Origin of the sequence: Corynebacterium aurimucosum ATCC 700975, assembly GCF_000022905.1 — a bacterium.
Taxonomy (GTDB): Bacteria; Actinomycetota; Actinomycetes; order Mycobacteriales; family Mycobacteriaceae; genus Corynebacterium; species Corynebacterium aurimucosum_F.
In genome coordinates this window covers 2,267,493-2,289,880 of sequence record NC_012590.1, presented here as the reverse complement: position 1 = coordinate 2,289,880, position 22,388 = coordinate 2,267,493, and the positions used below count along the sequence as shown (strand labels likewise).

The 22,388-nt window shown below is 60.6% G+C and carries 22 protein-coding genes and 1 tRNA gene; 15 read left to right on the top strand and 8 right to left on the bottom strand.

Going from position 1 to position 22,388, the window contains the following annotated elements; all coding sequences use genetic code 11:
- Nucleotides 1-10: 10 nt before the first annotated feature.
- From CAURI_RS11010 to rdgB, 5 genes are all read left to right on the top strand, one after another.
- A complete protein-coding gene (locus CAURI_RS11010) occupies nt 11-733 on the top strand; it encodes a rhomboid family intramembrane serine protease (protein WP_012715271.1) in 723 nt (240 codons plus the stop codon).
- Entirely contained in the window at nt 733-1,509 is a 777-nt protein-coding gene (gene murI / locus CAURI_RS11005; protein WP_010191253.1) for a glutamate racemase, read from the top strand. The genes CAURI_RS11010 and murI overlap by 1 nt, the downstream gene beginning before the upstream one ends.
- A 67-nt stretch (nt 1,510-1,576) precedes the next feature.
- On the top strand, nt 1,577-2,344 hold the full coding sequence (locus CAURI_RS11000) for an MBL fold metallo-hydrolase (RefSeq protein WP_010191251.1): 768 nt from the start codon (nt 1,577-1,579) through the stop codon (nt 2,342-2,344).
- 22 nt (nt 2,345-2,366) lie between these two features.
- Nucleotides 2,367-3,095 carry a ribonuclease PH gene (gene rph, locus CAURI_RS10995; RefSeq protein WP_010191250.1) on the top strand — a complete coding sequence of 243 codons (729 nt, stop codon included), beginning with the start codon at nt 2,367-2,369 and terminating at the stop codon, nt 3,093-3,095.
- Nucleotides 3,089-3,700, top strand: a complete 612-nt coding sequence (gene rdgB, locus CAURI_RS10990; protein ID WP_010191249.1) for an RdgB/HAM1 family non-canonical purine NTP pyrophosphatase — start codon at nt 3,089-3,091, stop codon at nt 3,698-3,700. Before rph ends, rdgB begins: the two co-directional genes overlap by 7 nt.
- 364 nt (nt 3,701-4,064) lie before the next feature.
- Here rdgB and CAURI_RS10985 read toward each other — a convergent pair.
- Nucleotides 4,065-4,146 (bottom strand) — tRNA-Leu (locus CAURI_RS10985).
- Between the two features lie 143 nt (nt 4,147-4,289).
- Here CAURI_RS10985 and CAURI_RS10980 point away from each other — a divergent pair.
- Together CAURI_RS10980 and CAURI_RS10975 are read left to right on the top strand one after the other, a co-directional pair.
- Nucleotides 4,290-4,688, top strand: a complete 399-nt coding sequence (locus tag CAURI_RS10980) for a hypothetical protein (RefSeq protein WP_010191248.1) — start codon at nt 4,290-4,292, stop codon at nt 4,686-4,688.
- Entirely contained in the window at nt 4,685-5,041 is a 357-nt protein-coding gene (locus CAURI_RS10975; RefSeq protein WP_010191247.1) for a DUF3817 domain-containing protein, read from the top strand. The genes CAURI_RS10980 and CAURI_RS10975 overlap by 4 nt, the downstream gene beginning before the upstream one ends.
- Here CAURI_RS10975 and CAURI_RS10970 read toward each other — a convergent pair.
- Nucleotides 5,038-5,808 carry a DeoR/GlpR family DNA-binding transcription regulator gene (locus CAURI_RS10970; RefSeq protein ID WP_010191246.1) on the bottom strand — a complete coding sequence of 257 codons (771 nt, stop codon included), beginning with the start codon at nt 5,806-5,808 and terminating at the stop codon, nt 5,038-5,040. The two genes, CAURI_RS10975 and CAURI_RS10970, sit on opposite strands and share 4 nt — an antisense overlap.
- Before the next feature lie 112 nt (nt 5,809-5,920).
- Here CAURI_RS10970 and CAURI_RS10965 point away from each other — a divergent pair, with 112 nt between their 5' ends.
- Complete coding sequence (locus CAURI_RS10965; protein ID WP_236660806.1) at nt 5,921-6,268, top strand: hypothetical protein; 348 nt, start codon at nt 5,921-5,923, stop codon at nt 6,266-6,268.
- A 59-nt stretch (nt 6,269-6,327) separates the two neighbouring features.
- Nucleotides 6,328-6,933: a hypothetical protein gene (locus CAURI_RS10960; protein WP_010191244.1), complete on the top strand. Its 606-nt coding sequence runs from the start codon at nt 6,328-6,330 to the stop codon at nt 6,931-6,933.
- A 70-nt stretch (nt 6,934-7,003) separates the two neighbouring features.
- Here CAURI_RS10960 and CAURI_RS10955 read toward each other — a convergent pair whose 3' ends face one another.
- Entirely contained in the window at nt 7,004-8,926 is a 1,923-nt protein-coding gene (locus tag CAURI_RS10955) for a solute carrier family 23 protein (RefSeq protein WP_010191243.1), read from the bottom strand.
- Nucleotides 8,927-9,280: 354 nt separating this feature from the next.
- On the opposite strand from CAURI_RS10955, the gene pflB reads away from it, so the two are divergent.
- The 5 genes from pflB (at nt 9,281) to CAURI_RS10930 (ending at nt 15,106) form a co-directional block, all read left to right on the top strand.
- Nucleotides 9,281-11,392 (top strand): formate C-acetyltransferase, encoded by a 2,112-nt coding sequence (gene pflB, locus CAURI_RS10950; RefSeq protein ID WP_080550395.1) that lies wholly within the window; start codon nt 9,281-9,283, stop codon nt 11,390-11,392.
- Between the two features lie 35 nt (nt 11,393-11,427).
- Nucleotides 11,428-11,679, top strand: coding sequence for an autonomous glycyl radical cofactor GrcA2 (gene grcA2 / locus CAURI_RS10945; RefSeq protein ID WP_010191241.1), 252 nt, complete (start codon nt 11,428-11,430; stop codon nt 11,677-11,679).
- Nucleotides 11,680-12,549, top strand: coding sequence for a pyruvate formate-lyase-activating protein (gene pflA, locus CAURI_RS10940; RefSeq protein WP_010191239.1), 870 nt, complete (start codon nt 11,680-11,682; stop codon nt 12,547-12,549).
- A 4-nt stretch (nt 12,550-12,553) separates the two neighbouring features.
- Complete coding sequence (locus CAURI_RS10935) at nt 12,554-13,804, top strand: alpha/beta fold hydrolase (protein WP_010191237.1); 1,251 nt, start codon at nt 12,554-12,556, stop codon at nt 13,802-13,804.
- Between the two features lie 105 nt (nt 13,805-13,909).
- Nucleotides 13,910-15,106, top strand: a complete 1,197-nt coding sequence (locus tag CAURI_RS10930) for an SPFH domain-containing protein (protein ID WP_010191235.1) — start codon at nt 13,910-13,912, stop codon at nt 15,104-15,106.
- 124 nt (nt 15,107-15,230) lie between these two features.
- Here the strand turns inward: CAURI_RS10930 and CAURI_RS10925 are convergent, their stop codons facing one another.
- The 5 genes from CAURI_RS10925 to CAURI_RS10905 form a co-directional block, all read right to left on the bottom strand.
- Entirely contained in the window at nt 15,231-16,931 is a 1,701-nt protein-coding gene (locus tag CAURI_RS10925; protein ID WP_010191233.1) for an ABC transporter family substrate-binding protein, read from the bottom strand.
- 57 nt (nt 16,932-16,988) lie between these two features.
- Nucleotides 16,989-18,959, bottom strand: a complete 1,971-nt coding sequence (locus tag CAURI_RS10920; protein ID WP_010191231.1) for an ABC transporter ATP-binding protein — start codon at nt 18,957-18,959, stop codon at nt 16,989-16,991.
- Nucleotides 18,956-20,041, bottom strand: coding sequence for an ABC transporter permease (locus tag CAURI_RS10915; protein WP_010191229.1), 1,086 nt, complete (start codon nt 20,039-20,041; stop codon nt 18,956-18,958). Before CAURI_RS10915 ends, CAURI_RS10920 begins: the two co-directional genes overlap by 4 nt.
- Nucleotides 20,042-21,025 carry an ABC transporter permease gene (locus CAURI_RS10910; protein WP_010191227.1) on the bottom strand — a complete coding sequence of 328 codons (984 nt, stop codon included), beginning with the start codon at nt 21,023-21,025 and terminating at the stop codon, nt 20,042-20,044.
- 368 nt (nt 21,026-21,393) lie between these two features.
- Complete coding sequence (locus tag CAURI_RS10905) at nt 21,394-22,176, bottom strand: HNH endonuclease family protein (RefSeq protein WP_010191224.1); 783 nt, start codon at nt 22,174-22,176, stop codon at nt 21,394-21,396.
- Nucleotides 22,177-22,213: 37 nt separating this feature from the next.
- Here CAURI_RS10905 and CAURI_RS13850 point away from each other — a divergent pair, with 37 nt between their 5' ends.
- Nucleotides 22,214-22,384, top strand: coding sequence for a hypothetical protein (locus CAURI_RS13850; RefSeq protein ID WP_157753289.1), 171 nt, complete (start codon nt 22,214-22,216; stop codon nt 22,382-22,384).
- The last annotated feature ends 4 nt before the right edge of the window (nt 22,385-22,388 follow it).

Below are 22,388 nucleotides of genomic sequence, written 5' to 3'. Positions count from 1 at the left end.
TGGAGACATTATGACGACGAGTGGACCCTTTGGCCAGCAGCATTCGCATGAGCCCAACCCCTTCCAGCCCCGCCCGGCGAGCCCCGGCGCGGGGCAGCAGCCTGTTCTCAACACGGGGGATTCGAAGAATTACACTCGGACCGGCCGCCTGAAAACGGCTGCGTCTTTAACGGTGGGCTTCCTGGCCGTAGAGTGGATCATCCACATCATTAACTTCCTGTTCTTTGGAAGCGAGCTGGGCCAATACGGCATACGTCCGCTGGATTTTAATGGTATTTGGGGGATTTTTACCGCTCCGCTACTCCATGCGAACTTTGAGCACCTCATTGGAAATTCATTGCCTGGTGCCGTCTTTTGTTTCTTGATCGGTCTCTCAGGCCGCAAGGCATGGTGGGAAGTCACCATCATCGTGGTGCTCATCGCTGGCATCGGCACCTGGCTATTGGGCGGGCCGGGGACGTCGCATATTGGTGCCTCCGGCATGGTGTATGGCTGGCTGGCCTACCTCATCGTCCGGGGAATCTTCAACCGCTCGCTGGGCCAGTTTCTCGTCGGCGTGGGGCTGGGCTTTGCCTATTCCGGTCTCATCTGGGGTGTGTTGCCTATCTATGAGGGAGTCAGCTGGCAGGGGCACCTGTTCGGCGCTATTGGCGGCATTGTCGCGGGAATGGTGATTACCTCGGATGACCCGATTAAGAAGGTAAAGTCTGAACCCCAGGGAGTAGTGCGCTAATGCCTGATGCAACATCTCCCATTGGGATTTTTGATTCGGGGGTGGGCGGCCTGACCGTCGCGCGTACCATCATCGAGCAGCTTCCCGACGAATCCATCATCTACATCGGCGATACCGCCCACGCGCCCTATGGCCCGCGGCCCATTGCCCAAGTGCGTGAGCTATCCACCGCGATTGCCGATGAGCTAGTAGAGCGCGGCTGCAAAATGTTGGTGATTGCCTGCAATACCGCTACGGCCGCCTTCCTGCACGATGCCCGGGAACGCTATGACATTCCGGTCGTTGAGGTGATTCGCCCGGCCGTACGCCGTGCCATCGCCACTACCCGCAACGGCAAGATTGGCGTCATCGGCACGGAGGGCACCATTAATTCAGGCGCGTACCAAGATCTTTTTGCCGTCAATCCGAACGTCGAATGTGAGGCGGTGGCGTGCCCCGACTTCGTGAACTTTGTTGAGCGCGGCATTACTGCCGGACGCCAGATCCTCGGCGTGGCGGAAGGCTACCTGGCGCCGTTGCAGTCGGCGGGGGTCGACACACTTGTCCTCGGCTGCACGCACTATCCGCTGCTGACGGGCGTCATCCAGCTCGCTATAGGGGACAACGTCACTCTGGTGTCCTCGGCGGAGGAGACCACGAAGGACGTCCTGCGCATCCTCACTAACACGGACCTGCTCGCTCCTGCGGGCCAGGCTCCCACCCGCAGTTTCGAGTGCACGGGTGACCATGCAGCATTCGAGCGGCTGGCCACGCGTTTCTTGGGGCCCAAGATTTAGTACTGGTGAAGATGTACAATCGACCCAAATCCCGCATCCCCCATTGTTTCGTGGAACTATTGAACGCATGAAGCTGACCATCCTAGGCTGTTCCGGGTCGGTGCCCACTGTGGGTAATCCGGCCTCTGGCTATCTCTTGTCTTTCCCCTCTGCTCCGTCCATCATCATGGACCTGGGCCCGGGTACGCTTGCACGCCTGCAGGAACTCCAGGATCCCTGCGATGCGCACGTGGCATTGACCCATCTCCATGCTGATCACTGCCTGGACTTTCCTTCTTTGATGGTCTGGCGCCGCTTCCACCCAACAGCTCCCGCAGCTTCTCGCAATTTTTGCCTGGGGCCGGCGTCGACTGAGACACACCTGGGCCGCTTGTCCTCGGATGCCCCGGACGGGGTGGATGACATGAGCGATACATTTGCGTTCAGCCCCTGGGTGGATCGGGAACGCCAGCTTGTCGACGATGTCTACATCACCCCTTTCCGAACCGTGCACCCGGTAGAGACGTATGCCTTGCGCGTCGAGCACTCCAAAACCGGAGCAACCTTGTGCTATTCCGCGGATTCGGCCTATACACCCGCGCTCGTTGAGGCCGCCCAGGGTGTGGATGCTTTCCTTTGTGAGGCTGCATGGGGCGAGACTTCGGAGGATAAGGCTCCAGACATGCATATGTCGGGAGCAGAGGCCGGGCGCTTGGCGCGTGAGGCGGGTGTGAAGAAACTGGTGCTCGTTCACCTCCAGCCGTGGGGCGATGCCGCCGCCACCTACGCAGCAGCTGCCCGCGAGTTCGACGGAGAGATCGTCGTCGGCGCTGCCGGGATGGAGCTCGAGTTCTAATACGCGCGGTAGGGTAGTGGGCATGACTGATTTCACTCGTGCTGATGGTCGCGCGCTCGACCAACTCCGTAGCGTTCGCATTACCCGTAATTTCACCACCAACCCGGCTGGGTCGGTGCTGGTGGAGTTCGGCAACACCCGAGTCATGTGTACGGCTTCCGTGGAATTCGGGGTGCCGCGTTTTAAGAAGGACTCCGGCGAGGGTTGGCTGACTGCTGAGTACGCCATGCTGCCTTCTGCAACCCACGAGCGCATGCCGCGCGAGTCGATGAAGGGCAAGGTCAAGGGCCGTACCCACGAGATCTCCCGCCTGGTGGGTCGCAGCCTGCGCGCAGCGGTTGATCTCTCCGAATTGGGGGAGAACACCATCCAGCTGGATTGCGACGTGCTGCAGGCTGACGGTGGTACCCGCACGGCGTCGATTACCGGCGCGTATGTGGCGTTGGCTGATGCGATTGCTTACCTCAAGGAGGAAGGTGTCGTCCCGGGCGAGCCGCTGCTGGATCCCATCGCTGCTGTTTCCGTCGGCATTATCGACGGCCACGTGTGCCTCGACCTGCCCTATGAAGAGGACTCCCGCGCGGAGGTTGATCTCAACGTGGTGATGCAGGAAGGCGGAGACTTCGTCGAGATTCAGGGCACTGGCGAGCACGGTCTGTTCGGCCGCGCGGAGCTCAACGACATGTTGGACGTGGCGCAGGCTGGTTGCGCCCAGCTTATCGACGCTCAAAAGGCGGCCCTCGGATGGTAAAGCTCCTCGTTGCTTCGAATAATGCCAAGAAGCTCAAGGAACTAGAGAAGATCCTCGCCGATGCTGGCATCGCGGGCATCGAGCTGCTCCCCTTGTCCGCGGTGGAGGCCTACCCGGAGCCCGTGGAGGATGGTCGCACCTTTGCTGATAATGCGTTGATTAAGGCGCGCGCCGGGGTGCAGCACACTGGCCTAGCGACGATCGCGGATGATTCCGGCCTCGCGGTGGAAGAACTCAACGGCATGCCGGGCGTGCTTTCTGCTCGGTGGTCGGGCGGACATGGTGACGATGAAGCCAATAATCGGCTGCTGCTGGGGCAGATGTCCGACGTGCCCGCCGAGCGCCGCGCGGCTGCCTTTGTGTCGGTCTGCGCGCTGGTGACCCCGGATGGCCAGGAGCACGTGGTGGAGGGCCGCTGGCCAGGTTCCTTGCTCACCGCCCCACAGGGCGAGAATGGCTTTGGCTACGATCCGCTTTTCCAGCCCGAGGGCGAATCCCGCTCCGCCGCGGAGATGTCCCCGGAGGAGAAGAACGCTGTCTCGCACCGCGGCCGCGCGCTGGCGCAGCTGCGCGAACCCCTAGCGGCCCTCGCCGGCCAAGCCTAAGCCTTCGCCGGGCCATGTCCGCAAGCCCCAGCATCCGCCGAGCCATGACCGCAAGCGCCAGCATCCACTAGCTGGGCTGGTTGAGAGGGACCAAACTAGAAGGACCATCTGCGCATATTTTGCGAAAACCACCTGGGGAAATACAGAAGCTGCCTCGCAGGTGGTCCCTCATCTTTGGTCCTTGTGCACATGGTTCTACTCACATGGTTCGCCTGCCCCCAAACGAACCTTCTGTAGTGCTTTAGGTGGTTTCTTTGCCCCCAAAAGAACCCGATGAGGGGAACCGCCTGAAGAGAACCATGTGGGCTCGCCGAGCGCTGTGGCGACAAGACCCCACACGGAAACCGTGCGGGGTCAGACTATGTGCGCCCGGTGAGACTTGAACTCACACGTCATAAGACACTAGAACCTAAATCTAGCGCGTCTGCCAATTCCGCCACGGGCGCTGGTTTCGCTGCTGCGGAGCACTCATTGCTCTGCGCAACGTTCACTAGCCTACAGGGCGGCAGGCCATAGACGGAAATCCACTTTTCTGGGCGTGGTGGGTAGGCTGTTCAGGGTGAGCACCAACCCAGCACCGAAAAAGCGGATGAAGGTTCGATGGTGGCACATCGCCCTCATCGTGCTCTTCGTCGTGCTCTTTTTGTTCCTTGCTTATTGGCAATGGACGCGGTTCCGCTCCGGTTCGGGAACCTTTCAGAACTTGGGATACGCCTTCCAATGGCCGCTGTTCGCGGTTTTCGTTGTTTACGCATATCGCACCGCACTGCGCTACGAGAATGAGCGTATCGATGCCGAGAACGAAGCTCTCGAGCGGGGAGAAGAGCCAGCCCAATATGAGGCTGAGGACGTGCGCGCGGCCAAGGAGCAAGCCGTCACCAAGATCGACGAAGATTTTCTACCGCCCCGTCCACAGGTTGATGTGGAAACCTTCAACGCTATGAACAAGCAGCGCCGCCGTCGCGGCACCGAAGAGGAGAATTTATGAGCAACTCAGTGAACAACGCTGTCCATCCTGACCGTCAAGCGCGTATCCGTGGCCCGCTGAAGTTCTTTTCCATTGCCGCCACGATTACCGGTATTTTCCTTCTTATCCTCGTCGCGCGCATGATCCTGCAATACGGCGTGGGTATGGAGATGCCCTCGTGGGCGACGCTCATCGCCCAAGCGCACGGCGTGGCCTACATGGTCTACCTCGTGTCCATCTTGGTCCTCGGCCCGCGTGCCATGTGGCCGGTAGGCAAGCTCTTTACCACGGCGCTCGCCGGTGTTGTTCCGTTCCTCTCCTTCTGGATGGAGCACAAGCGCCGCACTGAAGTTGTAGAGCAGTTCCAGCTTTAGAAGTCTTCCACAGGCACCATGATGAGGTTGGCGCCGGAATCGACTACATCCTGAGCTATCTCTGGGGATAGGTCATTTGTTGTGATGAACGTGTCAACTTGGTCAAAGTCGGCCACTCGGTGGGCCGACATGCGGGTGAACTTCTCTGGTGTGGTGACAACGATGACGCGCCTGGCTGCTTGGAAATAAGCCCGCTTAATGGTGGCCTCGGTGAGATTCGGGGACATGAGACCTACCGACGGAGTACACGCGCAGATACCCACGATTGCTAGGTCGAAGCGCATGGACATCACTGTGTCCACAGCTTCTGCTCCGTACACCGCAAGATCATCGCTATTGACGGTTCCGCCGGGAATTATGACGTCGGAGCCGGGTGTTTTGGCTAAGGCCGCGCCCGCGTACAGGGACATTGCTAGGGCCGTGATGTCCATGCCGGCGAGATTTCGGGCGACGGCCGTGGGTGTCGTGCCCGAGTCAATGAGAACACAGGAGCCGGGCTCGACTAGTCGTGCTGCCTCGGCAGCAATAGCGCGTTTTCCAGCGGGGTCCTCTTTTCGGCGAACCTCTAGGGGATAGCGTGCGCCTCGTCGCACAGCGGGTCGAGCGCCGCCGTGAAAGCGCGTGAGGGCCCCAGCTTCTTCTAACTCAGTGAGATCTCGGCGGATGGTAACCGCGGAGGCCCCAGTGAGTTCTTGCAATTGGCTGACCGTTTTGCTCCCCGAGTCAACAGCCCAAATGATTCTGCGTTGGCGTTCTTCCTTGTCCATGCCCCTGATTGTATAAAACTGAAACGACCATATACAGTGAGCGTTTCAATCTTTAATCTGTAGTTTGTCAAGGTAAAAGCCACGTCATGCAGGATTAAGGAAGATGATTGAAATGCGCAAGACCATTACCCTTGGGCTTATGATGGGTAAGCGGCTCGCTGAGAACATTGCCACTTATGCACCGCAAGGAGTTTCTACCCGGTGGATCGGTAGCGAAGCGGAAGCGCGTGCGTGCGACGGCGTGATTGTCGACGCCACAGAATTCGCTGGTGTTCTTCCCGGTCAGGTTGTGCTGGTGCTTGGCGACGTCAACGGAGTCGCCGAAGAACGCCTTCGGAAGTCGGGCTCGGTGGTCATGGATCGTCACCTGCGCACACATATCGACACCCTTTTAATGGCTTTTGCTGCTTTCGCTGAGCAGCAGGCTCTCGTCTCGGCGGCTGCAGGTGAAGTGTACTAAAGCTGCGGAGACTAATCTGGAACGTAGCTATCTCTACTACGCACGAAGGGCTAAGACTCATGTCTCCTCGAAAACTCAGCACGACCCTCATCGCCCTCGTGGTGCTGTTGTCGTTGGCCTGCGCTGCGCTTGGTGTTTACGCTGTGCGCCAACCGCACGAGGTTTATAGCGCCCCAGTTCAGTCCACGAACTCTCAGGTGGTCAAAGCGGTCGAGCGCGAGGAGCAGGTTGTGCTCCTGAGCCTGGGTATCCAGGGGCTGGCGGAAAAATCCTCCGCTGGGCAGGTATTTGGCGTGAAGGTTCCGTGGACCGACCGCACCCAGTTTGTGCATTATTCCTACAAAGCCAAGCTTGGTATTGAGGGCAAGGACGTGAGCGTCACCGAGACCGGCGAGCATTCCTACACGGTCCACATTCCAGACTTCATTTTCATCGGCCACACGGACGAGGAATTTAAGACCGCCGTGGAGAACAACGGAGTTCTCAGCTGGACCACGCAGCCACTCGATGCCGCATCCACAGTGTCGGATGTTCTCAGCGCCGATAAGAAGCGCAAGGACATCAACGACAATCGCGAGCTCCTGCAGGACCAAGCTCGCAATTTCTATGAGAGCATTATTCGCGGAGTAGACCCTGAAGCCCAAGTCACCATGGAGTTCAGTTAACACTCTGCCCAGTGTGGGGTGAGTCCATCACCCCACGTCGAGTGTCCTCTTTACGTGGAATGAACTATGTTCATTCCACCTCCGTGAACTTGCGGTCCCAGTAAGCCCGCACCGGGTTGGCATCCGCGAGGAGGATGTCGAAGCGGTCATTGGCAATCTCGATGATTTCGCTCAAGACCACGCGCTGCTCCAGTTCATCCGAGTTGGACAAGCGCCGCACGCCCGCATCGATAACACGGTCGGCCGAGTCGTTGGTGTCCAGGTATGCCACAAAAGGCATGTCGAAGCGTTCGCGGTAGGCCCGTGAGACGTCGATAAGCTGCTGCGTTTGAACATCGTCGAGGTCATCGAGGGCCAGGGAACCGCGGTCGGCGGAGATGGTGGCGGCCGTGTCGGAATCGGCCAGCAGCAGCTCATCCATCGCCGGGTAGTCGTGGATCAGCGCGCGGCGTTGGTCGCTCGGAGCGGTGAGCACAGTGACCTGGATTGCCTCACGCAACTGGCTGACGTCTTGGAAGGGGCGCAGCTCCCAGGCGGCTTCGAGCGGCCAGGTTTCGTTGTTAAAGAGCGGACGCAGTGCACCGACGAAGCTATCGCGGTCCATCTCGTTGAGCTCCTTGAGCGAGACGCCGGTGCCGTCGAGGCGGCTGACATCATCGCCGGACTGCGAGCCGACGTGGAAGAAGAGTAAGTTGAGCAGGATTGCGGTAATCGCGCCGATGGACATTCCGGAGGAGACAAAGATCTGCGCCCACTCTGGGAAAGCGGTGGCCACGTCCGGCTTGAAGGTGACGAGCATGGCCAACCCCAGCGCGGTGGTAACGATGGCGGCGTTGCGGCCGTCGGCGATGTCTTCCTTCGCGATGGTCTGCAGGCCAGCCCAGGCAACGTTGGCGAATAGTGCGAGGGAGGCGCCGCCGAGGACCGGGGAGGGGATAGCCGCAACGATCGCTGCGGCCTTGGGCAGCAGGCCCAGGATGATCATGAAGCCCGCTGCTGACACTGCGACCCAGCGGGACTTCACACCGGTGAGACGGACGAGGCCGACGTTCTGTGCGAAGCAGGTGTAGGGGAAGGAGTTCATCACGCCGCCCAGGGTGGTGGAGAGACCGTCGGCGCGAATAGCGCGCACAACGTCATCGCGCTTGATGCGCTTCTTCACAATCTCACCGGTAGCGAAGACATCGCCGGTGGTTTCCACCATGGTGATGATCATGACGATGATGAGGGAGAGAATCGCCATGATGTCGAACTTCGGCATACCGAAGTAGAAAGGCGTCGTCATGCCGATGGCATCGGCCTCACGCACGCCGTCAAAGGAGGTATCACCCAGTACGAAGGCCACGCCAGTACCGATGACCAAACCAAGTAGCACGGACAGCGTGCCCAGGAAGCCGCGGAAGAAGCGTTGCACAACGATGATGATGGCCAGCGTGCCGAAGCCATACAGCAGATCGCGCGCGGCTGGCACCCCGTCGGCGTAATTGACAAAGTCATTTGCTGAGACCGCCAGCAGCGACGTGCCCATGACCAGAAGCACGGTGCCGGTGACAATCGGCGGGAAGTACTTGAGTACGCGTCCAAAGACCGGCGCGGCGAAGAAGGTGAAGATACCGGCAGCGATAATCGCACCATAAATCGTGGGCAGTGGCTGGTCACCGGCGCTCATGCCGATGGCAATGATGGGGCTCACCGCCGTGGTGGTTACGCCCTGGATGATGGGCAGCCGGACGCCGATGTGCTTGCCGACGCCCACCGCTTGGATCAACGTTGCCAGACCACAGGTCAACAGGTCAGCGTTGATGAGGTGAATCGTGGTGGCCTCATCGAGGCCCAAGGAGCCGGCGATGAGCAGCGGCACGATGACCGCGCCGGCATAGAAAGCGAGGACGTGCTGGAGTCCGAGCGCCGCCAGCTTCGGCGCTGGCGGGACTACATCAACAGGATGGGTTGGGGGAGTGGCAGGGCTAGCGGTAGCGGCGGTGTCAGACACGCGGGGTGGCTCCTTGCTAAAAGCGAGATGAGGATACTGCGCATAAGAATAGAGGGCGGCGCGGACACGGGCCAAGAAGTGACCCAAAAGGTGTGGGAACGGCCACGTCAGGGGGTGATTTACCCCCGCATCCAACCGTACGGCCGTTACCTATGAGAGAGCTGACCTGTGTGGTGCTCAAACCGGTCCGTGTGGTGGTGGAAGGCACGCATTTGTCGATATGAGGTTATGCGTCTGTACCCCTACTATGGGCTACAGAGAGGGGTTCGGTGACGAAACGGGTTGACCGAATTACCTGTGAACCGAAGTCACCTACAGCCCTTCTGCGACTAAGCATTAAGCGTCGTGTGAACTATGAAGGGAGTCAATATAGTGACCACCGCAACTGAACAGTCCGTGCAATTCGAAGCATGGAAGGGCTTTGAGCCCGGCCCGTGGACTGAGAACATTGACGTTCGTGATTTTATCCAGCGCAATTACACCCCTTATGACGGGGACTCTTCCTTCCTCGCTGGGCCCACCGAGAAGACGCAGCGCGTGTGGGATCATTTGGAGAAGAACTACCTGTCCGTCGAGCGCCAAAAGCGTATCTTTGACGTGGACACCCACACCCCGAGCGATATTGATGCTTTCCCGGCTGGGTATATCTCTGAGGACGATGATGTCATCGTTGGCCTGCAGACGGATACGCCACTCAAGCGCGCCATGATGCCCAACGGCGGCTGGCGCATGGTCAAGCAGGCCATCAAGGAAGCCGGCAAGGAAACAGACCCGGAGATTGAAAAGATCTTCACGCGCTACCGCAAGACTCACAACGATGCAGTCTTCGATATCTACACCCCGCGCATCCGTGCAGCGCGTTCCTCCCACATCATCACCGGCCTGCCGGATGCCTATGGCCGCGGCCGCATCATCGGCGACTACCGCCGCGTGGCCCTCTACGGCGTGGACTACCTCATCGCTGAGAAAGAAGCATCCAAGAGCGCAGTGGGCAACCTCGGCTTCTCCGAGCACTGGGCGCGCTACCGCGAGGAGCACGCCGAGCAGATCAAGGCCCTGAAGAAACTCAAGGTCATGGCTGAGTCTTATGGCTTCGATATCTCGAAGCCGGCGAAGACCGCCCACGAGGCAGTGCAGTGGACCTACTTTGGCTACCTTGCCTCCATCAAATCCCAGGATGGCGCCGCTATGTCCATCGGCCGCCTGTCTGCCTTCTTTGATTGCTACTTCGAGCGCGATTTCGCCGCAGGAATCATCACCGAGGAAGACGCCCAGGAGATCATCGACCAGCTGGTGCTCAAACTGCGCATCGTGCGCTTCCTGCGCACCGAGGACTATGACCAGATCTTCTCCGGCGACCCGTACTGGGCAACCTGGACTGATGCAGGCTTCGGTACGGATGGCCGCCACCAGGTCACCAAGACCTCCTTCCGCCTTCTGCAGACCCTGATTAACCTGGGCCCGTCACCGGAGCCGAACATCACCATCTTCTGGGATCCGCAGCTGCCGGCGGGCTACAAGGAATTCTGCGCCCACATCTCGATTGAGACCTCCTCCATCCAATACGAGTCCGATAAACAGATTCGTGACCAGTGGGGCGATGACGCCGCGATTGCGTGCTGCGTGTCCCCGATGGCCGTCGGCAAGCAAATGCAGTTCTTCGGCGCCCGCGTGAACGCCGCCAAGGCCCTGCTCTACGCCATCAATGGCGGCCGCGACGAGGTCAGCGGCAAGCAGGTCGTGGATGGCTACGAGCCTATCCAGGGCGATGGCCCGCTCGACTTCGACGAGGTCTGGCAGAAGTACGAGGAGATGCTGGACTGGGTTGTGGGCACCTACGTTGAGGCGCTCAACATCATCCACTACTGCCACGACAAGTACGCCTACGAGGCCATCGAGATGGCGCTGCATGATTCCGATATCGTGCGCTCCATGGGCTGCGGTATCGCCGGCCTGTCCATCGTGGCTGACTCGCTCTCCGCCATTAAGTACGCCAAGGTCTACCCGGTGCGCGATGAGACCGGACTCATCGTGGACTACAAGACCGAAGGTGACTTCCCCTTCTACGGCAACGACGATGACCGCGCCGATGATATCGCCGCCACCATCGTCCACACCGTGATGGCGAAGATTAAGGCCATCCCGATGTACCGCAACGCCATTCCGACCCAGTCGGTGCTGACCATTACCTCCAACGTGGTCTACGGCAAGGCCACTGGTGCCTTCCCGTCCGGCCACGAGGCGGGCACCCCGTTCGCGCCGGGCGCAAACCCGGAGAACGGCGCGGATAACCACGGCATGGTCGCCTCCATGCTGTCGGTGGGCAAGTTGGATTACAAGGATGCGCTCGACGGCATCTCGCTGACCAACACCATCACCCCGTCCGGATTGGGCCGCACCCCGGAGGAGCGCATCACCAACCTGGTGGGTGTCCTCGACGCCGGCTTCATCATGGATTCCGAATAGACCACATCCACACCACTTCCCAAGGAGAACACATCATGGCAACCCCCACTTTCGACGAGCGCCTCGCCACCATGAAGGCCAACCGCACCGCCAACAACATGGACTCGGGCCTCTACCACGCCAACATCAACGTCCTGGACAAGGCCACTCTCGAGGACGCTGTTGAGCACCCAGAGAAGTACCCGAACCTCACGGTTCGTGTCTCCGGCTACGCGGTGAACTTTGTGAAGCTCACCCGCGAGCAGCAGCTGGACGTCATCTCCCGCACCTTCCACCAGGGCTCCTAAATGGCAGATGGCATTACCGGCGTCGTGCGCCTTTCTCCTGAAGAAGGGGAGAAGGTGCGCGGCGCCGCCGCCGGTTTAGGAACGGACAACGATCTCGACGGCTACACCCGCCCGGAGTTGATGCAAGCTCGCCGCTCCGGCGATGTCGCGCTCGTGCACTCCTGGGAGCTGGTGACGGCTGTGGATGGACCCGGAACCCGCATGACCATGTTCATGTCTGGGTGCCCGTTGCGCTGCCAGTATTGCCACAATCCCGACACCATGGAGATGAAGGTCGGCACCTTGGAGCGCATCGAGGATGTGGTCAAGCGCATCAAGCGCTATAAGCCCGTCTTCAAGGCCTCCGGTGGTGGGCTGACCATTTCGGGTGGTGAGCCGCTCTTCCAGATCGCCTTCGCGCGGCGCCTGCTCAAGGAAGTTCACGATGCAGGCATCCACACCACGATCGACACCTCGGGTTACCTCGGCGCGCGCCTGCGCGATGAGGACTTGGACAATATCGACCTGGTGCTGCTCGACGTCAAGTCTGGTGACGAGGAGACCTATAAGAAGGTCACCCGCCGCGAGCTGCAGCCGACGATCGACTTTGGGGATCGCCTCAACGCCATAGGCAAGCCGGTCTGGATCCGCTTCGTGGTGGTGCCGGGGCTTACCGACGGTCCCGAAAACGTCGCCAACGTGGCAAAAATTGTCTCCCGCTGGAAGAGCAATATCGAGCGCATCGAGGTGCTGCCCTTCCACAACATGGGCGCGGACAAGTGGCACGAGTTGGGCTACCCGTACACCCTGGAGGACACAAAGCCGCCGAAGCCAGAAGACGTGGAGGAAATCCGCGAGGTGTTCCGTAAGGAAGGTTTCGTGGTTTATTAGAAGCATGAAACGCTTCGGCCACACCATCAAGGAACACACCATTACCGTCCCCTGGGACTATGACAATCCAGCAGCGGGGGAGTTCGAGCTTTACGCTCGGGAAATCATCCCGCCGGGCGGTGAGAATTACCCGGCGCTGCTCTATAACCAGGGCGGGCCGGGTTTCCCGGCGCCGCGGCCGACGGGTGCCACTGGGCTGATCGGAAAGGGCCTGGAGCGCTACCGCTGGATCCTCATGGACCAGCGCGGCACTGGGCGCAGCCACCGCATCGATGAGCTCAGCCCGGCTGAGGATCGCACGGCGCAGCGCTTGGCGCAGTTGCGGCAGGAGAATATCGTGCGCGATGCTGAGCGCCTGCGCGAGCACCTCGGTGAGGACACTTGGGATCTCTTCGGCCAATCCTTCGGCGGCTTCATCATCACTGCCTATGCCTCGATGTTCCCCGATTCCATTGGGCGCGCCTTCCTTACCGGCGGTCTGCCCACCCTGACCAAAGGTGCGGATGATCTCTACCGCACGACCTTTACCAAGCTCAAGGTCCGCCACGAGCGCTTCTATGCCCAGTTCCCGTGGGCGCAAGCTCGCGTCGAAGAAATCCTTCACCACCTAGACAACTCGGAGGAGCTGCTGCCGACAGGGGAGCGCCTGTCCTCCCGCCGCTTCCGCACCATCGGCATTGAGCTGGGACGCGGCACCGGCTTTGATTCGCTCGGCTACCTGCTGGAGGAACCTTTCCGTACCGTGAACGGTGAGAAGCGCCTGCGTTCGGACTTCCTCAACAACGTCGGAAGCCGCGTGAGCTTCCAAGCGGGCCCGCTGTATGCAGCCATCCATGAATCCATCTACGGTGGCGTCGGCGGCCAGGCCGTCACCGGCTGGGCGGCGCACCGCGTGCGCGAGGAATTCCCCGAGTTCGCCGAGGAGGGCACGTATCTGACCGGCGAGCACATCTTCCCTTGGCAGTTCGATGAGGATCCGGCGCTGCGCCCCTTCAAGCAGGCTGCCGAGGAGCTCGCCGCCTACGAGTGGGCAAGCTCGCCGTATGATGCCGCCAAGCTTGCCGACGCCCCCGTTATCGCCTCCGCCGCCATCTACCTCGACGATATCTTCGTGCCCTTCGAAGATTCCCTGGCCACGGGGGAGACTTACCGCGACCTACGCCCAGTGGTGACCAACCGCTTCCAGCACAACGGTATTAGCGAAGACGGCGCGGTGATTTTGGGCGAGCTCTTCCGGGCGGCTGACGAGCGTTAACGGGCGTCGCGTGCGTTCGGGGAGTGTTCTTTCTCGAGATGTGGTGGTGGTCACCGTGTGGCACACTGGTTAGGAAAATCTAAATCGAGCAGAAAGGATAAGCCTATGGGCGGACTCATCGTCATCGGCGTGATTCTTCTAATTATTATTGCCACCGCCTTCGACGGTTTCTACATCGTCCGGACGAAGGAGGCCGCCATCATTGAGCGGATGGGTAAGTTCGTGAACGTTGCTCACGCGGGCTTGCACTTCAAGGTGCCTTATGTCGACCGCGTGCGCGCCAAGATTAGCCTGCAGATCCGTCAGCTCGACGTCATGGTGGAAACCAAGACCAAGGACAACGTCTTCGTCCAGATCCCTGTTGCCGTGCAGTACGAGGTGGTCCAGGGCAGCGAACGCCAGGCCTTCTACACCCTGTCCAACCACGAGCAGCAGATCGTGGCCTACGTACAGGACAACGTCCGTTCCTCCGTGGCAAACATGAACCTGGATGATTCCTTCTCTTCCAAGGACACCATCGCCCGCAACGTGGCGATGTCTCTGCGCGATAACATGGCCGCCTACGGCTGGAACTTCGTTAATACCCTGGTCACCGATATCCGCCCGGATGCCCGCGTGCGCGAGTCCATGAACTCCATTAACGCCGCACAGCGTGAGCGCGAGGCAGCCGTCGCCCAGGCAGAGGCCGAGAAGATCCGCGTGGTCAAGGAAGCCGAGGGTGCGGCCGAGGCTAAGAAGCTCCAGGGTCGCGGTGTGGCTGACCAGCGTAAGGAGATCGTCGAAGGTATTGCCCAGCAGTATGAGCTGCTGCGTGCTGCCGGCGTGCAGGAGAACCCCGAGACCCTCATGCTGGTCTCCCAGTACCTCGACGCCATGGTGGACGTGGCCGACCGCGCCCACACCAACGTGCTCTACATGCCCTCTAACCCGGGCGGCATGCAGGATCTCTTCGGCGGTATGCGCGATACTTTGCTGTCCACCAACGCTATTAATGAAGCCCCGAAGCCGAAGGTGCCGGCCGGCGAAGCAAAGCACAGCCGCGAGGACGCCGCCGCTGAGCGCCGCCGCCGTGAGGAGCAGGAGCGCCGCGAGCGCGATGAGCGTGCCCGCCGAGAAGCTGAAGCGATGGAACAGGCACAGCGCGCACAGCAGCAGGCACAAGAACAGGTGCAGAACGCTCAGCAGGGCCAGGGCTTTGGTCAGATTTCGGGCTTCCCAGCCCCGCCGCAGGGCAATAACCAGCCGCAGAGCGCGCGCGACTATTTTGACCAGCTGCGCAACCAGCTCAACAAGGGCAACTAAACATAGCCCAAACACACGAAGAGGGCCTTCCCGTAGTTTGGGAAGGCCCTCTTGTCGTTGCCTTACACGGCGTATGCAGTGGCTAGGCACTGCGAATTATGAGGCGCGGTGCCTGGCACACTACTTACTTGACGTAGCCGATGTTCTCTACTTCAAGAACAGCGAAGGAGTTGGCGCCGAAGTTCGCGATATCCGGGTTGGTCGCCACCATGGCCGGTCCGTTGAAGATAGGAATGATGCCATACTGTGCTAGGGCTTCCTTTTCCAGCTTGTTGGATTCCTTAATCTGTTCCTTCGGATCAGCGATCTGGGATAGCTCGTCGATCTTCTTGTCCATCTCTGGCGTGCCCGTGCCGGAGCGGTTGAGTTGGGAGCCGGTGCGGTAGACCTGACCGAAGTAAGCGACACCGAAGGGATCACCGGAGGAGAAGCCCATAGGCAGAATGTCGAAGTCATAGGAGGACGTGATTTCGGAGAAATCAGCGACTGGGCGCTCCTCCACCTTCAGGTCCACGCCAATGTCCTTCATCATCTTCTGGGTAGCGGTGGCCTGAGCCTTGCCGGTGGGAGAGTCACCCAGCAGCGAATAGCGTACGGACAGCTTCTTGCCGTCCTTCTCACGGATACCGTCGCTGCCTTCCTTCCACCCGGCCTCATCGAGGAGTGACTTCGCCTTCTCCGGATCGAAGGTGATGACCGCGCCAACGTTGTCCTCATAGCCCTCTTGGGTTTGGTAGAGGTTGAAGGAACCTGGCAGGTCCTCGGTGTAGCCGTTGAGGCCATTGAAGCGGATCTCAGACAGCGTGGAGCGGTCGATGCCGGCCATGATGGCCTCGCGCACCTTAATGTCAGAGAGAATCTCGTTCTTGGAGTTGAGCGTATAGAGAGACTTAGACGGAGCCATGGCGGTGCGGATCTCAATGCCTTCCATGTCCTTGACCGCAGCCAGACGCTCCTTGTTGCCTACGCCGGTGGCGTCAATTTCGCCGGCCTTGAACGCGTTGATGGAGGCCTGATCTTCCATTTGGCGGTAGGTCACCTTGTCTAGGAAGGGTTTATCGCCCCACCACTTCTCATTCGGGACGAAGGTGGCGGTACCACTCTGGAAGTCGACGTTCTCAACCTTGAATGGGCCCGCGCCCCATTCCGGATGCACCTTGCCTAGGTAGGCCTCGTTGAACTTCTCCGCGGAATCTACCTGCGGTGGGAGCAGGATATTGAATAGGCCCTGCCACCAGGGGTAAGTCTGCTTGAAGGTGATGACGGCCTGCTTGTCGTTCTCACCCGGCTCGACGGACTCGATGAGCTCGTAGCCATCGGTGGAGGAGACGTTGGCCTCCTCGTCCTCGCCGTTGTTGAACTTCCAGGTGTTCTCGAAAGCCTTCCAGTCAATCGGGGTGCCGTCGTTGTACTGCGCCTTCTCGTGGATGGTGAAGGTGACGACGGTCTTGCCGTCCTTCTCCTCGTCCTTAACATCCGTGATGTAGTCATTGTTGACGTGAAACTCACCGGCGCCGTCGAAGAGGCCGATCTGCGGGTTGTAGTACTTCCAGACGTCACTGGTGTAGCGGGTCCCGTCGGCCTGGAAGGGGTTTTGCTGCTGGGAGATCTCGTCGATAGCTAGGCGTAGCTCGCCGCCTTCCTTCAGCTCGGAACGGTCCTTCGGGTTATAGGAGCCGTCCAGCTTGACGTCGAGCTTCTCGCCGGAGGCGGAATCGCTCGAGCCATCGGAGCTTCCGGAGCCGCCATCGGAGGCGCAGCCGGTGAGAATGAGGGCAGAGGCGGTGACCACTGCGAGGGCGGTCCTGCGGAGCTTCATATTCATATGTGTGTCCTTTCGAGAGGAAACATGGAGACGGGGAGTATTTAGTTATAAGTCTTGCTAAGCCGGGGTTTCGGCGGGCTGGTAAATCTCGCGGACCCGGTCACGCTCCATGGCTGGATCCGGCACCGGGATGGCGGAGAGCAGCGCGCGGGTATAGGCGTGTTGCGGGTTGTCGAAGACCTCGTCCGTGGGGCCGTATTCCACGAAGTCGCCCTTGTACATCACGGCGACCTTGTCGGAGAGGTGGCGCACGACGGATAGGTCGTGGGCGACGAAGACCAGGGAGATGCCCAGGCGATTCTTCAGGTCGTGCAGCAGGTTGATGATGCCGGCCTGGATGGAGACGTCGAGGGCGGAGACGGGCTCGTCGAGCACCACGATGGAGGGGTTGGTGGCCAGAGCACGGGCCAGGCCGATGCGCTGGCGCTGCCCGCCGGAGAAGTGGCCAGGGAAGCGGTCCACTTGGTGGGACTCGAGGCCGACGAGTTTCATCAGCTCAGCCACGCGCTGGCCGACGTCCCCCTCGTACCCCAGCGACTCCAGCGGCTCAGCGATGATCTCGCGGATGGTCATGCGCGGGTTGAGCGAGCTCATCGGGTCCTGGAAGACGATCTGGATGTCCTTGCGCAGCTTACGGCGTGCCGACGCACTCAAGCCGGAGGTGTTGGTGCCGTTGACCACGATGGTGGAACCCTCGGGTGGGTTCAGGTCCATGATTTCCAGGAGGGTGGTGGTCTTGCCGGAGCCGGACTCACCCACGATGGCGAAGCACTCGCCCTGGTGCACGTCGAAGCTGACGTTTTTGACCGCGTGCACGGTGCCGACGCGGCGCTTGAGAATCGCTCCCTTGATGAGCGGGAAGTCCTTGACCAGGTTCTTGACCTCCAAGGTGACAGGCCGCTGGTCGTAGGGAGTATCGCCCAGGGTATCGGCGGAAATCTTCGGCAGCGGGTACATGCGCTCGCCGCCGATGGTGCCGTCCTTGATCTCATCGGAGCGCAGGCAGGAGGCGTAGTGCCCGGGGACGTCGTTAAGCTCACGCAGCTCCGGCTCCACGGTGCGGCACTCATCCTTCACCACGGGGCAGCGGTCAGCGAAGGGGCACTCCGCGGCGACCTCAATCAGCCGCGGCGGGGTGCCCGCGATGGGGGTCAGTGGTTCATCGGTGGCCTTGTCCACGCGCGGCGTCGACCCGAGAAGGCCCACGGTATAGGGCATCTTGGGGTTGTTGAAGATGGTGTCGACATCGCCCAGCTCCACCGGGCGCCCGGCATACATGACCAGGACATCGTCGGCCGTGCCGGCCACCACACCCATGTCGTGGGTAATCATGATGACCGCGGCGCCAGTTTCGCGCTGCGCCACCTTGAGGACCTCCAGGATCTGGGCCTGGATGGTGACGTCGAGGGCCGTGGTGGGCTCGTCGGCGATGATAACGCGCGGGTTATTCGCCATGGCGATGGCGATGACCACGCGCTGGCGCATACCACCGGAGAACTCGTGCGGGAAGGACTTCACGCGCTTGTCCGCCTCCGGGATGCCGACGAGTTCGAGCAGGCGAATAGCCTCCTTCTCCGCCTCCTTCTTCGATACATCGCGGTGGGTTTGGATGGCCTCGATGAGCTGGTCACCGATGGAGAACACCGGGGTCAGAGAGGAGAGCGGGTCCTGGAAGATCATGGCGATGTCCTTGCCGCGGATCTTCGACATCTCCTTGTCGGACTTCCCGATGAGCTCGGTGCCGGCATAGACCACGGAGCCCTCCACCTTGGCGTAGTCGGGCAACAGACCCATGACGGCCAAAGAGGTCACGGACTTACCGGAGCCGGACTCGCCCACAATCGCCAGGGTGCGCCCCGGCATGAGGTCGAAGTCGACGCCACGCACCGCGTGGACGGAACCGGCCTCCGAAGGGAAGGTGACGGTGAGGTTGCGCACGGACAGCACCGGCTCGGTGGATGCAGCGGGGTCGGTGGCGCGGCTGGCCGGGTCGGCGTTGGCGGTGTGTGCAGTATTCTGCGGGGTCATGCTCGGCCTCCGGAGTTCGAGTTGGGGTCAATGGCATCGCGCAAGCCGTCGGCGATGAACGCCATGGAGACGGTCAGCAGCGTGAGGATGCCTGCAGGGAAGTAGAAGAGCCAGGGTGAGGCCTCGACGGCGTTGGCGCCGCCGGCGAGGAGGGTGCCCAGGGAGACATCGGGAAGCTTCACGCCCAAGCCCAGGAAGGACAGTGCGGTCTCCGACATGATGGTGGACACCACGCCCAGGGCCGCCTGGATGATGAGCAGCGAGCCGATATTGGGAACCACGTGGCGGAAGATGGTGCGCAGGCGCGAAACGCCCATGTAGTCCGCGGCACGGACATAGTCGTTCTCGCGCACGCTGAGCGCCATGGCCCAGATGACGCGCGCCGGATACATCCAGCCGAAGGCGATGAGTACCACGATGAGCAGCTTCCAGTCGCCGCCGGAATCAGAAACCACCAGGGCGATGAGCAGGAACGTCGGGATGGCCAGCAAGAAGTGAATGACTGCCAGGATGACCTTTTCCACCGCGCCGCCGTACATGGCCGCGGCCGCGCCGATGAAGGCGGACAGCAGGGTAGAGGCCAACGAGACGATGAGCGCAATGATCAGCGAGCGGCCCAGGCCGTGGACGGTTTGTGCAAAGAGGTCATTACCGGAGTCAGTCGTGCCGAACCAGTGCTCAGAGGAAGGCCCGGTGGACAGGTTGAAGAAGTCCGGCTCGTCGAAGGACCACGGGGTAAGGAAGCTCCCGAAGATGGCCAAGAGCGCGAGCAGCACGAAGATGACGAGACCGATAGCGGCCGCCTTGTTGCGGAAGAAGCGGCGAACGTACAGCTTCAGCTTTGACGTGCCGCGGAACTCGTTGCCGGCGAATTGCTTGCGCTGTGCGTCATCGACATCGACGCCGGAACCAAGTGCGGACTGTGCGCTGGGTTCGGTTTGCGGTGAAAAGTCAGCAGTGGCGGTATGCGGGCGCACGCCGAGGTTATCAGCTGCCGTATCGATAGCGAGGTCGTTGCGGCGGTGGCGCTCGGTGTGGCGGGCTTCTGAGCGCGGCGACGTGGATTTCTTTTCTGGAGACATTTAGCTCACCCTTACTCGCGGATCGAGGGCGACGACGACGAGGTCAGCCAGGATTGCGGAGAAAGCAATCATGACGGCACCGAAGGCGGCGACGGCGGTGGTGCCGTTAACGTCGTTGCGACTGATGGTTTCGATAAAGTACTGGCCCATTCCCTTCCAAGCGAAGATGGTTTCCGTCATGATGGCGCCGGTGAAGATACCGGGAACGGAGAAGGCCACGGAGGTCGCAACCGGGATGATGGAGGTGCGCAGGGCGTGCTTGCGAATAGCCTGTGCACGGGTCAGGCCCTTGGCGCGGGCGGTGCGCACATAATCGGCGTTCAGGTTATCCAGCAGCAAGGTGCGCTGCATCATGTGATACCCGGCGTAGCTGATGATGATGAGCGAGATGGACGGCAGGATGAGGTGCTGTGCCATATCCAGAAGTTTGGGGAAGAAGCCTTCGACGCCGAGGCTGGAAGCGCCCGTCACATAGACCACGCGGTGGCCGGTGACGCGGTTGATCCACAGGCCGGCGGCGACGACCAGGATGGAGGCGACGACGACGTGGGTGTTCATCGTGATGATGGAAACTCCCTGCCAGAAGCGGTCGGCGGCTTTGTATTGGCGGGAGGCGGTGTAGACGCCTAGGGCGACGCCGATGATGACGGAGAGGATCGTGGCGACGAGCAGCAGCTGCGCCGAGACGAGAGCGCGGTGAGCGATTTGTGCGCTGACCGGGTCGCCGAGAGGGGAGGTACCCCAGTCCCAGTGGAAGATGATGTTGGATAGCCAGCCCCACCAGCGCTCAATAAGCGGGGTTTCCGGGTTGAGTCCGAGTGGAGTGAGGATGCGGCCGATTTCTTCCGGCCCGAGCGGTGGGTTGCGGCCAACGTAATTTGATCGGGGATCAAGAAAGGTTGCGGCCAGGAGGTACGCGATATTAGTCGCGAGGAAGATGACTACCAGCCAGCTGGCGGTCTTCTTGATGATGTACTTGAACATCACTGTTCCTTCGCAGGGTTTGTCTCAGCAGATTCGGGAAGCACAGCGACTCATGAAAGCGAACGCCGTTAATGTGACCCAGACCTCAGGCTAGGTGCTGTGTCACATATTAAAAGAAAAGTGAGACAGGAGGGGAAAATTGATTGTTTTTGTTTCATGAGGGGGTGCTGCCTGCAGGGCTGGACTGCATTAATTGCATATCGATAGGGTGATAGAAAGTCCTGGATGGGAGAAATGTAGGCGCAGTGCGACTCGGAGTTTCGAGCGTCAAAACCCTGCATGACCGTTTAGGAATGGGTGAATATTATGCGCATAATCTCGGGGGTAGTGAGAGGGGAGTCGGAGCGCCTAAAGAGGGTAAAACGCACTCAGCAAGCATTCAGTAGCCGACTGAGTGCATCCTTTTCTGCCTCCGTGACCCAAATTCCATAGGCGGCTTTTACCTCGACGATGCGGCGCGCATATTCACAGCGGAAACCTTTGTTGGGCGGCAGCCACGTGGCGGCATCGCCAGCGCCTTTCTGCTGGTTGAGTGGGCCGTCGACGGCGAGGAGGTTGCGGGGATCATTGGCAAAGTTGCGGCGCTTCTCTGGCGACCATTGCTGGGCGCCTTTCTGCCAGGCGTCGGCAAGCGGCACAATGTGATCGATCTGCACCGCTCGCGAGGTCTGCGCCCCGCGCTGAAACTCAATGTCCTGGCCCGAATAGGGATCATGCAAGGTACCGGCGAGCGCCACGCAGTCGTGGGTGCCTTCCTTGAGCACGAGGCTCTCCGGAACCAGGTCCCTGCGGAGGATGTCATTGCGTGTATCGCAGCCGTTGTGGCCAAACTGCACCGTGACATCATCGGACCAGGCCTGGCCGAATAGCTCACGCTCATATCCGGTCATGGGAGCGCGGCCTTTGACCTCCAGGGAATCCAGGGCGGCGAGCGCCTCGGCAACGTCCGGCGCACTGCTTGGCCCAGGCGTGGCCTCTTCGGCTGGTTCTTCTGTTTGTCCCTCCTGCGCGGGCTCCGCTGTCGTTGTGGAAGCACTCGGCCCTGCCGCTGGGGGAGCAGCCGGGGAGGGAAGGAGCAGGCCGACCGCCACGAGCACAGCTACCGCGGCGTTGAGCAGCGCGGCGATGAAGAACGGGGTACGAGTGGCCATGACGTATTGATCCTAGTGGGTAGAATCGGCACACGGTATGAGTATCGATATGTTCTTTGACGAGTACCTCGCTGAACGCGGTTTGAAGCGCTCGGCCGAGGTTGTCCCGGACCACGCCTGCCAGGTCTTTTCTGATGCGTCTGAGTCGAAGACCCAGTCTTCCCTCGATGAGGCCGCGCAGCTCGTCGCTCGCACTTTGGGGGAGTAGCGTA